Origin of the sequence: Paraburkholderia sp. (genome assembly GCF_028283785.1) — a bacterium.
GTDB lineage: Bacteria > Pseudomonadota > Gammaproteobacteria > Burkholderiales > Burkholderiaceae > Paraburkholderia.
This window is the reverse complement of sequence record NZ_JAPWKB010000019.1, coordinates 640,124-653,015: the sequence shown is the minus strand read 5'-3', so window position 1 is coordinate 653,015 and position 12,892 is coordinate 640,124. Positions and strand designations below refer to the sequence as shown.

10 protein-coding genes, 1 tRNA gene and 1 pseudogene are annotated in these 12,892 nt (G+C 62.4%); 5 read left to right on the top strand and 7 right to left on the bottom strand.

The window, feature by feature from the left end:
* Window positions 1-188: 188 nt before the first annotated feature.
* Both PW947_RS25270 and gloB read right to left on the bottom strand, forming a co-directional pair.
* Window positions 189-1,886 (bottom strand): transglycosylase SLT domain-containing protein, encoded by a 1,698-nt coding sequence (locus PW947_RS25270; RefSeq protein ID WP_299635116.1) that lies wholly within the window; start codon window positions 1,884-1,886, stop codon window positions 189-191.
* 156 nt (window positions 1,887-2,042) lie between these two features.
* Window positions 2,043-2,846, bottom strand: a complete 804-nt coding sequence (gloB, locus tag PW947_RS25265; RefSeq protein ID WP_299635115.1) for a hydroxyacylglutathione hydrolase — start codon at window positions 2,844-2,846, stop codon at window positions 2,043-2,045.
* 18 nt (window positions 2,847-2,864) lie between these two features.
* Between gloB and PW947_RS25260 the strand changes: the two genes are divergently transcribed.
* From PW947_RS25260 to PW947_RS25245, 4 genes are all read left to right on the top strand, one after another.
* Window positions 2,865-3,698, top strand: a complete 834-nt coding sequence (locus PW947_RS25260) for a class I SAM-dependent methyltransferase (RefSeq protein ID WP_299635114.1) — start codon at window positions 2,865-2,867, stop codon at window positions 3,696-3,698.
* Window positions 3,695-4,141: a ribonuclease HI gene (gene rnhA / locus PW947_RS25255; protein ID WP_299635113.1), complete on the top strand. Its 447-nt coding sequence runs from the start codon at window positions 3,695-3,697 to the stop codon at window positions 4,139-4,141. Before PW947_RS25260 ends, rnhA begins: the two co-directional genes overlap by 4 nt.
* Before the next feature lie 74 nt (window positions 4,142-4,215).
* Entirely contained in the window at window positions 4,216-4,950 is a 735-nt protein-coding gene (dnaQ, locus tag PW947_RS25250; RefSeq protein ID WP_299635112.1) for a DNA polymerase III subunit epsilon, read from the top strand.
* Between the two features lie 49 nt (window positions 4,951-4,999).
* Window positions 5,000-5,074 (top strand) — tRNA-Val (locus PW947_RS25245).
* A gap of 100 nt (window positions 5,075-5,174) precedes the next feature.
* Here PW947_RS25245 and PW947_RS25240 read toward each other — a convergent pair.
* From PW947_RS25240 to PW947_RS25230, 3 genes and pseudogenes are all read right to left on the bottom strand, one after another.
* Entirely contained in the window at window positions 5,175-5,651 is a 477-nt protein-coding gene (locus PW947_RS25240; RefSeq protein WP_299635111.1) for a DUF2214 family protein, read from the bottom strand.
* Window positions 5,652-5,727: 76 nt separating this feature from the next.
* Window positions 5,728-6,604 (bottom strand): annotated as a pseudogene (locus tag PW947_RS25235) (hypothetical protein).
* Between the two features lie 243 nt (window positions 6,605-6,847).
* The gene (locus tag PW947_RS25230; protein ID WP_299635110.1) at window positions 6,848-7,912 is read right to left on the bottom strand and encodes a glycosyltransferase family 4 protein; all 1,065 of its coding nucleotides are present in this window, start codon (window positions 7,910-7,912) and stop codon (window positions 6,848-6,850) included.
* Between the two features lie 713 nt (window positions 7,913-8,625).
* On the opposite strand from PW947_RS25230, the gene PW947_RS25225 reads away from it, so the two are divergent.
* Complete coding sequence (locus PW947_RS25225; protein ID WP_299635109.1) at window positions 8,626-10,461, top strand: ABC transporter ATP-binding protein; 1,836 nt, start codon at window positions 8,626-8,628, stop codon at window positions 10,459-10,461.
* 67 nt (window positions 10,462-10,528) lie between these two features.
* Here the strand turns inward: PW947_RS25225 and otsA are convergent, their stop codons facing one another.
* Together otsA and otsB are read right to left on the bottom strand one after the other, a co-directional pair.
* Window positions 10,529-11,974 (bottom strand): alpha,alpha-trehalose-phosphate synthase (UDP-forming), encoded by a 1,446-nt coding sequence (otsA, locus tag PW947_RS25220; RefSeq protein WP_299635108.1) that lies wholly within the window; start codon window positions 11,972-11,974, stop codon window positions 10,529-10,531.
* 49 nt (window positions 11,975-12,023) lie between these two features.
* Window positions 12,024-12,773, bottom strand: a complete 750-nt coding sequence (otsB, locus tag PW947_RS25215) for a trehalose-phosphatase (protein WP_299635107.1) — start codon at window positions 12,771-12,773, stop codon at window positions 12,024-12,026.
* Window positions 12,774-12,892: the final 119 nt, after the last annotated feature.

Sequence of the window (12,892 nt, the reverse complement as noted above, 5' to 3'; positions counted from 1 at the left end):
GCAAAGTGCGGAAAATCGCTGGAGTTTCCGTCGACGCGATCCGGTCATCCGCGCCGAAAATCGCGCGCTGAAATGAAAAACGCCGTCACCACAGGTGACGGCGCCGAAAATTACGAGGAGTGGTCGGAGCGCAATTCATGCGATGCCCCCGCAACGCATGTGGCCACTCCCGTGTCAGCCGCTTTGGTCTAGTTGCGCTTCTGCGCGTGGGCCACGGTCTTTGGGCGGCTTGCTACCGGAGCCTTCGACGCCTTGCTGGACGTTTGCGAGGAAGCCGCTTTCGACGATTTGCCCCTGGAAGCGGCACTCACAGTCGATTTCGCAGGCTTTGAGACCGGATCCGAAACCTTGACTACTCCGCCCCGGCTATGTCCGACTTTTCTATCGTATCTCGAAACATTCTTTGTGTCTGCGACGCGGGTGCTGATCTTTTCGACGCCGCCCGGCTGGGCCGCGGTCGCGATCCGCTCGGGACCGGGCTCGCTCGGCAACGCCTTGCCCACCGGCACGTGCAGCACGATCACCTGACCCGGCGACACCAGATCGCGACGGGTGCGATTCCACGCCTTCAACTGACCGACCGACACGCCGTAACGCACCGCGAGTGAGGCAATCGGCTGCTTGCGGCGCACGCGAATCAGCATTTTGCGGGTATCCGGAACGTCCGGCTCCATCGCGAGCACGGCGCTTTCGGCGACATCGGCGCTGATGTCTTCGTCATCGTCGTCGCCGCGCGGCACGACGATCGTCGAGCCCGGCTTCAGACGCATACCGACCGGAATCTTGTTGACCGCCATCAGCGTGTCGGCATCGACGCCGATTTTTTGCGCAATCGCAGCGGGCGCCGCGCGCTCGGTCACCGTGTAAGTCGTCCACGACGACAGCGAGCCGCTGAACGTCTTCAGATTGCGTTCGAACGCGCTGGCGTTGTCGAACGGCAGCAGGATTTGCGGCTGCGTCGCGCCGAGAATCACCGGCTTCTTGAACGACGGATTCAGCGAACGGAACTCGTCCGACGACATATTGGCCAGCTTGGCGGCCATATCGACGTCGATATCGTGCGACGTGGTGACCGTCACGAAATACGGGTGATTCGGAATCGACGGTAGCGTCAGCCCGTACATCTGCGGATTCGAGATGATGTTCTTCACGGCCTGCAACTTCGGCACATAGTTACGCGTCTCGTTGGGCATCCGCAGACTTTGGTAGTCGGTCGGCAGACCGGCGGCTTCGTTGCGCGCGATCGCGCGCTGCACGTTGCCCTCGCCCCAGTTGTACGCGGCCAGCGCGAGTTGCCAGTCGCCGAACATGTCATGCAGACGCGACAGATAATCCAGCGCGGCACTGGTCGAGGCCAGCACGTCGCGGCGTTCGTCCTGCCACATGTTCTGCTTCAGGTTGTACGTGCGACCGGTACCCGGCATGAACTGCCACATACCCGCCGCTTTCGCGACCGACAACGCCTGCGGGCTATACGCGGACTCGATGAACGGCAGCAAGGCCAGTTCGGTCGGCATATGACGCGCTTCGAGTTCTTCGACGATGTGGTACAGATATTTTTGCGAACGCTCCGTCATACGCTGCACGTAATCGGGACGCTGCGTGTACCAGTTGACCTGCATATCGACGAGGTCGCTTTGCAGATCGGGCATCTGGAAACCGCGACGGATGCGGCCCCAAAGATCGGCATCGGGGCTGGTCAACTGATCGACCGAGCTTTGATCGACGTTGATCGTCTCTTTGGCGCTGGCTGTCTTGCGGAGGGCGTCAGCGACGGCTTGCTGACTGGCGGGATTGGTGGCGGTGGTAGAGCTATTCGTCGTCGGTCCCTGGCTCGCGCAAGCGGCGAGCGTGAGGACCAGCAACGCACTAAAGATAAATCTCATGAACGTCTCGGCTTCCATAGGGGCTGGAATTTGCAGCCGATAGTACGAAAGCGAAACGTTTCCGTCAATCGGAATAATTCGAAAAAGCCAGCTAAATCTTAGGCTTGGCATCACTTTGCTACGTTGAGGATGAGCTTAACCCTTTCTTCATACAGGCTAGCGGAACCGGTTTTTCCACTCGCGCATCAGTGTAAACGCCGCCAGCCGATCCGGCACCGCTTCGTGTAATTGCGCTGAAAGCGTTGCCTGGATTGCCGCCACGTCCGAGCGCAGGAACGGATTGACCGCCTGTTCGTGCGCGATCGTGGTGGGCAAGGTCGGCACGCCGCGTTCGCGCAACGCGGACGCTTTGTCGCGCCATGCCTGAAGTGCCGCATTGTCCGGTTCGCACGCGAGCGCGAAGCGGATATTCGACAACGTGTATTCGTGGGCGCAGTGGACGTGCGTGTCGCCGGGCAACGCGGACAGTGAATCGAGCGAGTCGAGCATCTGCGCGGGCGTGCCTTCGAACAGACGGCCGCAGCCGCAGGCGAACAGCGTGTCGCCGCAAAATACGTGAGGCGTGCCGGCCGGATCCGCCGCCTGGAAATAGGCAATGTGGCCGCTCGTATGGCCGGGCACGTCGAGCACGGAAAATTCGAGCGCCGGCGACGCGATGGTCACGCGGTCGCCCTGCTTCAACCGGCGCGTCAGATGGGCGATGGATTCGCCCGCGGGCCCGTACACAGGCAGCTTTGCGCCTTCACCTAGACCATTCAGCAGATCGGCCACCCCGCCGACGTGGTCTTGATGATGGTGCGTGAGTAAAATAGCGCTCAACCGCCAGCCCCGTTTCGCGAGATATGCGCGAACCGGAGCGGCCTCGCCTGGATCGACGGCCACCGCATCATGTCCGTCCGACACGAGCCAGATGTAATTGTCTTCAAACGCCGGGACCGGAACGTACTCGAGCGCATTCATAGGCGACCCATTCCCAATATGTCTAACCGTCCGATTATAGACTGGCCTGCCTGGACCGATTCGCCGCCCGGACGCTACGTGCTCGAATGGGAGCAGGCGCAGCTGGACCGCGTGGTATCCGACGTGTTCGGCTATCATGCGCTGCAACTCGGCTTGCCGCAGCTCGACGCACTGCGCGAAAACCGGATGCCGTGCCGCGGCCTCGTGCTCGACGCCGCGAGCGGCGCCAGTGCACCGTATCAGTTGCCGCGCACGGCGTCGAACGTGCTGACGGGCAACGGCGGGTCGGTGCATCAACACGCGCCGGGCGGTCGCAGCGCAGTCTGGTGCGACCTGCTCGAATTGCCGTTCGAAGCGCAGAGCGTCGATCTGATCGTGATGCCGCATACGCTGGAATTCACGCGCGACCCGCACCGCCTGCTGCGCGAAGCCGAACGCGTGCTGATGCCCGAAGGGCAACTGATCATCATGGGCTTCAACTCGCTGTCGCTGTGGGGCGCGCGGCAATCGGTCGGCAAGATGACCGGACGCCCGTTCGTTCCCGCCGCGCACGACCTGATCGCGTTCACGCGCCTGAAAGACTGGATCAAGCTGCTGGGTTTCGACCTCGAACGCGGGCGTTTCGGCTGCTATCGTCCGCCGCTCGCCAGCGACCAATGGTTCGCCCGCTATAACTTCATGGAGGCCGCCGGCGACCGCTGGTGGCCGATTTTCGGCGCCACGTACATGGTGAAGGCGATCAAGCGCGTGCGCGGCATGCGCCTCGTCGGCCCTCTGAAGGTGAAGAAACCCGTGCTCGCCGCGGGGCTCGCACCCGCCGCCACCCCGAACACACGTAACCATACAGAATGACTTCCGATCTGATCGATATTTATACCGACGGCGCCTGCAAGGGCAATCCCGGCCCTGGCGGCTGGGGCGTATTGCTGCGCTTCGGCGCGCAAGAAAAAGAACTGTTCGGCGGTGAGCCCAATACCACCAATAACCGGATGGAACTGATGGGCGTGATCGCCGCGTTGCAGGTGCTCAAGCGCCCGTGCAAGGTGATCGTGCACACCGACTCGCAATACGTGCAAAAAGGCATCAGCGAGTGGATTCACGGCTGGAAGAAAAAGAACTGGATGACGGCCGCGAAAACGCCGGTCAAGAATTCGGATCTCTGGAAGCAACTGGATGAACTCGTTCAGCAGCATCAGATCGAATGGCGCTGGGTGAAAGGTCACGCCGGCCATCCGGAGAACGAACGCGCGGACGCGCTCGCCAATCGCGGCGTCGCGTCGCTCACCGAACTCTGATGCCGCGCGGTTCGCCGCCGGTGAACCGCGCGATTTCCGCCCCTCCGTCCTGCCCGAACTCACGTTAAACCGCTATGCGTCAAATCATTCTCGACACCGAAACCACCGGCCTGAACGCACGCACCGGCGACCGCGTCATCGAAATCGGCTGCGTCGAACTGCTCAACCGGCGTTTGACCGGTAACAACCTGCACTTCTACGTGAATCCGGGACGCGACAGCGATCCGGGCGCACTCGCCGTCCACGGCCTGACCACCGAATTCCTCAGCGACAAGCCGAAGTTCGGGGAGATCGCGGCGGAGCTGCGCGACTTCATCGACGGCGCGGAGTTGATCATCCACAACGCGCCGTTCGACATGGGCTTTCTCGACGCCGAATTCGGCCTGCTCGGCTTGCCGCCGTTCAGCAAGCATTGCAGCGGCGTGATCGACACATTGGTCCGCGCAAAGTCGATGTTCCCGGGCAAGCGCAATTCGCTCGATGCGTTGTGCGACCGGTTCGGCATCAGCAACGCACATCGCACGCTGCACGGCGCATTGCTCGACTCGGAGTTGCTCGCCGAGGTCTATCTGGCGATGACGCGCGGTCAGGAAAGCCTCGTGATCGACATGCTCGGCGAGGCGTCGGCGGCCGGTGGCGAGCATGCGCCGCGCGTCATGTTCGAGTCGCTCGATCTGCCGGTGCTAGCCGCCTCCGCCGACGAACTCGGCGCGCATGAATCCCTGCTCGATGGTCTCGACAAAGCGGTCAAAGGCACGAGCGTCTGGCGCACCGAACCAGCACAGGTAGAAAGTGCGCAAACCGTTTAAAAAGTACTTTACGCGATCGGATAGCTCTGACATAATCTCAAATCTCTTCGGGTGGTTAGCTCAGCGGTAGAGCACTGCCTTCACACGGCAGGGGTCACTGGTTCGATCCCAGTACTACCCACCAGAATTCGAAGAAATTAAAAAGCCTCAAGTCGCAAGACTTGAGGCTTTTTTCTTTGCTGCGCCCGTCTGGCGCAATCACGCGGCAACGCGTCCGCTCCGCATCACACAGCGTCCGACGGCAATCCGATTCCGCGCGCCATTCCCGACGCCGCAAACACCATCACCACCAGCAGCCACGCCTGAATCACGCCGAGATTCGCGAAAAACATCGCGCGCCCGAAATCGGGGATGCCGCCTTTGCGCAACTCGATCCGCCATTTGATCAACGCGACCATCGGCGGGATTTCGAAGAGCAGGATCAGGATCAGCGCGCCCATCTTCGCGAGGAAGAGCGGTTCGTGAAGATAGTAAGCCGCGCCCTTCTCGACGCCGCCGAATGCGCGCGTCAAACCCGTGACGATCAGCGCGAGCGCCGACAATCCCCAAATGGCGTCGGCGCGGAAAACGGTCCGAAGAATCTCGGGAGACACAACGGGCCCGTTGCATCGGCGTAATGCGGACGTGCGTCGCAAGATCGACGCGAGCGCGAAACCGAAGGCGAGCAGATGGATTGCGGCCAGCAACCAGCGAATCAACATAGCGACTCCCGCGACGAAGACGAACAGGTCGAACCACGATCAATACGCTAAAGAATATGCGCCAGCTTCGGCGTCGTCAGACTTGCCGCAGCGAGGTATCGAGCGCGCGCGCGGCGACGCGGTCGCCTTCGGTGGTCAGCGCGGCGCGAAATACCGTCTGCCGGTTGTGCCCCGCCGCTGCGGGCGAGTCCCACAGCAGTTCGATTTTGGGACGACGCCGCCAGCCGGTGCGCGTATTGGCCGGCGCAGGCGCCGAAGGCGGCACTGGAGGCGCGAGCGATATGTCGCTGGAACCGGGCGCGTCGGCGATCGGCTCGACCTGCGTGACCGCAGTTGCGTCCGCCAGCCACGCCGGGACCGGTCACGCCCTCGGGCCAGCGCACCGACAATTCACGCGCGTCGTACTGACCGAGCTTGCGGCTTTCTTTCCACACGATGGTCGTGCGGGTTGCCGTGTCGAGCGAGATCGCATAACGACCGATCGCAAACCGCCGAGCGGCGATATTGGTACGCCACAACGCACGCGGACGGCAAATCCACAGCACGGCCGCGTACAACGCAGGCGCCGCCAGCAGCCAGCCGTTGGTTTCCGCGATCGCGTGCAGCGCGCGCCGCCCGCCCGCCGCCCAGATAAACGCGCCGACCGAGAACGCCGCGAACACGAAACCGAGCAGAGCAAACAGACGCAGCGCCTGACGCAGCCATTGCGGCAGCGGATGAAACGGACGCTCCGCGCGAGCACGTGCGCCCGGCAGGAAGATCACGAGGAACAGGAAAACGAGGTTGATGCAGGCCCACGGCGACGACGCCATCGCCGACAGCGACGCCATCAGGCCCATCGCCGACATCGAAAACAGCCAGCGCGCGGCCAGAACGAGACCGATGGCGCGCAGCGCGAAAACCGTTCCGGCGCCAGGCGCCGCGTTCGCACGCGTGGTTTTCGTTCTCGGCAAAGGACTCTCCTGTCATCAACGATGCCGCAGCCAGATTTTGCGGCACGGCCATTATAGGGATTTTACGGGGCGACTCGCCGTTTCTGGCCCTCAAAACCGTTCGCGTCACGCGAATCCGTGGGTTTCAGTGCAGTTGTAGGCGGATATACAACAACGCCCCGCATGCTCGACGCATGCGGGGCGTTGTTCGAACCGGCTACGCGGTGCGACGGTGGCTCACGCCGCCGTCGCCGCCGACGCAACTCAGTTTGCGTTGACTTCGCGCAGCACCGTACGGCGCTTTTGACGCAGCAGTTCTTCGTAGACGTGCACGTAGTTCTGCGCCATCACCTTCGACGAGAAACGCGACTCGAACGCCTTGCGAACCGTTGCGCGCGGCAGCGTGTGCAGACGCTTGACCGCTGCGACCGCGCTGATTTCGTCTTCGACGACAAAGCCCGACACGCCGTTTTCGATCACTTCCGGCACCGAACCGCGATTGAACGCGATCACCGGCGTACCGCAGGCCATCGCTTCGATCATCACCAGACCGAAGGGCTCCGGCCAGTCGATCGGGAACAGCAGCGCGTGCGCGTTGCCCAGGAATTCGGTCTTTTCCGACTCGCTGATTTCGCCGATGTACTCGACGTGCGGCAGCGCCATCAGCGGCTTGATCACTTCTTCGTAGTACGCGCGGTCGGCCTTGTCGAGCTTCGCGGCAACCTTGATCTTCATGCCGGCTTGCTGGGCGATGCGGATTGCCGTGTCCAGGCGCTTTTCCGGCGAAATACGGCCGAGGAATGCGAGGTAGCCCGGTTCGACGTTCGGGATCGGCGTCAGCAGGTTTTCCGGCAGGCCGTGATAAACGGTTTGCTGGAAGTTGGCTTGCGGCAGCGGGATGCGCTGGTTGTCCGAGATGGACACGACCGGCACGTCGCTAAACGTCTTGAAGATGGGTTGCAGTTCCGGCAGATCGAGACGGCCGTGCAGCGTGGTGATGAACGGCACTTCCTGACGCGCGAACAGCGAGAACGGGTAGTAGTCGATGTGGAAATGCAGCACGTCGAATTCGTCGGCGCGACGGCGCACTTCTTCCAGCAGCAACATGTGCGGCGCCATCACGTCGCGGATCGTCGGGTCGAGGCGCAGCGCCTGCGGCCAGAACGCTTCGAGCTTTGCCGAGGTCTGCGAATCGCCGCTTGCGAACAGCGTGACATCATGGCCCTGTTCGACCAGTGCTTCGGTCAGGTAAGACACCACCCGTTCCGTTCCACCGTAAAGCTTGGGGGGAACCGCCTCGTGCAAGGGAGCGATTTGAGCGATTCGCATAGGGACTACTCCTCGTAAATAATCAGGCAAAAATGTACTGCAATTGTGAAAAGCGACTCGCTTGCTCGCCGAGGCCGTTTTGCCGGTTTTCACCGGAACACCCTGGTTACTTCGAGGAATCCTGCGATGGATCGCTTGGTAAGGATGGCCAGACGGGTCTCTCACCAGGCTGCGCCTGAGGCATTAAACGCACATCTCGCACAGCCGTTGACAGTCCGACAGCAATTTTCGTAAGGCATCCGACGACCAACAAGCACGCATTATGGGTGCCAGGCCGGCTGCTCTACAGCGGGCATTTCAAAGTATTTACCTTGTTACAAGCGGGATACACTTTGCAAACCCTTGTTCTATAAGACAGTTCTACATTTACAACTGGTTTGCCGCCATCCAGATGCTGGCAATTTGCTAACGTAAGACTGAATGGACTGCTTGCAAGCTTCGTGGGCTTTGGTACGCTGCGCCCCACGCTGAATGCAATTTGTAATTATATCCCGAATTTTTCCTCATTCGACGTGAACCACCCGCCCGGCGCGGGGTCGAGCTAAGGTGGCTTACGGATCTCCATCGCGATATTGATCGCGCCCCGATGCTGTTTGAAGGCGGCGCAATGGCTTTTGCATGTTTACAATGCGAACCATTCGTCGGGCCCGCGACCATTTGCCGTGGCGCGCCTCTTGCAAGCAAAACCCGAAACACACCGACCACACGATCAATTGGAACATTTGACTATCGCCCAGCGTAACGCCGAGAACGCAAAGCTCGCGAGCTATGCGGAGCGTCCGCTCGCGTTTCTTTTCCGCTTCATCCGCCGCCATCCGGTCTCGCACCTGATCGTCCTGATCAGCGTGTTCGCCGCTGTCGGGTGCGCACTCGCCTCGCAATATGCGATCAAGCACCTGATCGACGTGCTGGCCTCCGGCCGCCACCATCCCGGTCCGCTGTGGGGCGCGTTCGCGATCCTCGTCGGGCTGATTGCCGCTGACAACCTGCTGTGGCGAATCGGCGGCTGGGTGGCCGCGCACACCTTCGTCGCCGTGACGGGCGACCTGCGCCGCGACCTGTTCCAGTATCTGAGCGGCCACTCGCCGACGTACTACGCGGAGAAACAGCCGGGCATGCTCGCGAGCCGGATCACCGCCACGTCGAACGCGGTCTATACGGCAGAAAATACGACGGCGTGGAACGTTTTGCCGCCTTGCATCGCCGTCGCCGGCGCAATCGTGATGATCGTCGCGGTCAATCCGCTGATGGCGGGCGGCCTGCTGCTCTGCTCGGCGATCCTGTCCGTGATTCTCTACAAGCTCGCAGGACGCGGTTCCGCGCGCCACCACCACTTCGCGACCCGCGCGGCGTCGGTGGATGGCGAACTGGTCGACGTGATCAGCAACATGGGCCTCGTGCGCGCGTTCGGCATGACCTTGCGCGAGCAGTCGCGTTTCGGCGCGACGGTCAAGGCCGAAATGGACGCGCGCCAGCAAAGTCTGCTGTACCTCGAAAAGCTGCGGCTGCTGCACGCGGTGATCACCGCGATGCTGTCGGCGGGTCTGCTCGGTTGGGCGCTGTGGCTGTGGGATCAGGGCCGTGCCACATCGGGCGATATCGTGCTGGTCAGCTCGCTCGGTTTTACGATCCTGCACGGCACGCGCGATCTCGCCGTCGCGCTGGTCGACGTCACGCAGCACATCGCGCGTCTCGCCGAAGCGGTGCGCACGCTGCTCGAACCGCACGGCATGCCGGACCGTTCCGATGCCACCGAACTCGTGCCTCAAGGCGGCCAGGTGGCGTTCGAGGGCGTGACATTCGCCTATCCGCGCCGCAAGCCGATCCTCGATCATTTCGATCTGCGCATCGAAGCCGGCCAGCGCGTCGGACTGATCGGCAAATCGGGCGCGGGCAAGTCCACCGTGCTGGCGCTGCTGCAGCGCTTCTACGAGACCCAGGGCGGCGCGATCAAGGTCGATGGCCAGGATATCGCGGCGATCACGCAAGACAGCCTGCGGCACGCCATTGCGCTCGTCCCGCAGGATATTTCGCTGTTCCATCGCTCGGTCTACGAGAACATCGCGTACGGCCGTCCGGAAGCGAGCCGCGACGAAGTGCTCGCGGCCGCTCGCGAAGCGCGCTGCTCCGACTTTATCGAAGCGATGCCGGAAGGCTACGACACGATCGTCGGCGATCGCGGCGTGAAGCTCTCCGGCGGTCAGCGTCAACGTATCGCGATCGCGCGCGCGATCCTGAAGAACGCGCCGATTCTCCTGCTCGACGAAGCCACGTCCGCGCTCGACAGCGCATCGGAAGAAGCGATCCAGAAAGCGCTCGACCGTCTGATGGTGGGTCGCACGGTGATCGCGATCGCGCACCGTCTGTCGACGCTGAACAACTTCGACCGCATCATCGTGATGAGCGCGGGCAAGGTGATCGACGACGGCAGCCCCGAAGAATTGCGCAACCGTCCGGGCCTGTATCGCGACCTGCTGTCGAAGCAGTACGGCAAGGGCCAGACGCTGCATGTCGGCGGCAAGAAAATCGACGAGCAGCACGTGGTCTGAATGTCGTGATGCAATAAAAAAAGCCGCTTTTCAGCGGCTTTTTTTTCGTGCTTCGGCGATTCAGGATTCAGGCCGTCGCCCGCCCTGCCCGCACCGTGCGCGTCGCACGCGACTTCTTCGCCACCGGTGTCGCCTTCAGGTCGCGCATGAAGTTATCGCGCCACACAGACACGTTGTTCTCGCGCAGTTGGGCCATCATCCCGCGATAGCGCGCCTGACGCTCGGCGAGCGGCATCGACAGCGCCGTGGCAAGGGCCTCCGCCATTCCGTCGATATCGACCGGATTCACGATCAGCGCGCCGTCCAGTTCCTGCGCAGCGCCCGCGAAGCGCGACAACACCAGCACGCCCGGATTGTCCGGATCCTGCGCGGACACGTACTCCTTCGCGACCAGATTCATCCCGTCGCGCAACGGCGTCACGTAACCGACGTGCGCGGTCCGGAACAGCGCGGCCAGCACCGAGCGTTCGTACTGACGATGAATGTAGAGAATCGGCGTCCAGTCGAGTTCGGCGAAACGGCCGTTGATGCGCCCCGACTCGCCTTCCAGTTGCAAACGGATGTCCTGATACGTGTTCAGATCGGCACGCGTCGGCGGCGCGATCTGAAGGAACGATACCTTGTCGCGTTGCGCGGGAACATGGTCCAGCAGCCGCTCGAACGCACGGAAACGTTCTACGAGGCCCTTCGAATAATCGAGCCGGTCGACGCTCATCACCAGCTTGCGTTCGTGCAGCGTCTTTTTCATCGTGCGAACCGGCTTGCCGCGATCGCCGGCTTTCGCCAGTTCCGCGATTTCATCCGGATACACGCCGATCGGATACGCGGCCGCACGCAACGTGCGGCCGAACGCGCGAATGGTCGACGGTCCTTCGCCCTGCGCCGCGCTATCCACTTCGCCGTTCGCCTCGTTGACGATGTAATCGCAGAACGCGCGCAAATCCGGCGCGGTCTGAAACCCGATCAGATCGAACGAGCACAAGGCCTCGACCAGTTCGCGATGCGGCGGCACGGCCAGCAGCACTTGCGACGCCGGAAACGGAATGTGCAGGAAAAAGCCGATGCGGTTTTTCACGCCGGCCGCGCGCAACGCCTGCGCGAACGGAATCAGGTGATAGTCGTGCACCCAGATCACGTCGTCGTCGCGCAGCAGCGGCACGAGTTGCTGCGCGAGCCACGCGTTGACGCGTCCGTAGCCTTCGAAATCGTGACGGTTGTACTGCAACAGATCCGCGCGATAGTGGAATGCCGGCCACAGCGTCGCGTTCGAGAAACCCCGGTAGTACTGGTCGTAATCGCGGCGCATCAGGCCGATGGTCGCGAACGTCACCGGTCCGCGTTCCTCGACCTTGATCTGCGGCTGACCGGACGCGAGCACGTCGCCGCTCCAGCCGAACCACATACCGCCGGTTTCCTTCAGCGCGTCGTACACGCCCACCGCGAGGCCGCCTGCGGCCGGGCCGCCTTCCGAGATCGGCGCGACCCGGTTCGATACGATGATCAATCGGCTCATGACGCGCGATTTTCCTGCTGAAGATGATGATAAAAAGTCGACAAGGCCATCAGGCTCCGCGCGCCGCCGCGACGATCGCGCCGAGCCATTGGATCAGCGCGCCGACCGATTCGATCCGCGACGTGGCGATGGTCTCGCCCGCGCCGACCTTGATCGACAACCCACCTTTTTCATTGACGACAGCGAAGCCTTTCTCGTCGGTGAGATCGTCGCCGGCGAACACGGGATTGCGGCCCGCGAACGGCGGCTCGTCGAGAAACGCGCGCATCGCGCGGCCTTTGTCGACGTCTTTCGGCTTGATTTCGTAGACCATCTTGCCCGGCTGCAACACGTACGCGCTCGGGTAATCCGCGACGAGGCGTTCGGTGGCGGTGCGCGCGAGCGCCTCTTTGTCCGGCGCGTTGCGATAGTGCAGCGCGAGCGCCGCGCCCTTGATTTCGAGCAGCATGCCGGGATTCGCGTTGACGACCTCCGCGAGCACCTGCTCCATGCGCAGCAGACGCTCATCGTGAAAGCCGATGCGTTGCGTGTCGCCGTTCGCGTCGCGCCGCTCGGCGCCGTGCAAACCGGCGATCGGCATTTCGGGCAGGCCGAGAAACGCATCGATGCTGTCGATCCCGCGGCCCGACACGATCGCCACCGCGCCATTGGTCAGGCGCCGCAGTTCGTTCAGCAGCGGCACGACCTCGGGTTGCACCAGCACGCCGTCGGGCGTCGGAGCGAGTTCGACGAGCGTGCCGTCGAAGTCGAAAAAGAAAGCCGTCTCGCTCGGAGACAGAACAGCCGGAAGTGGTTGCATCGGTTTATCTTGCCTTTCAGCCGCTCGCAGCCGGAAAAGTGTGCGCATCTTACCGCGCATCGGTCAAATTTTCGAGAAAGTAAGCTTCGAGGCCGCGTGCATCGGCTTCGACGCGGACG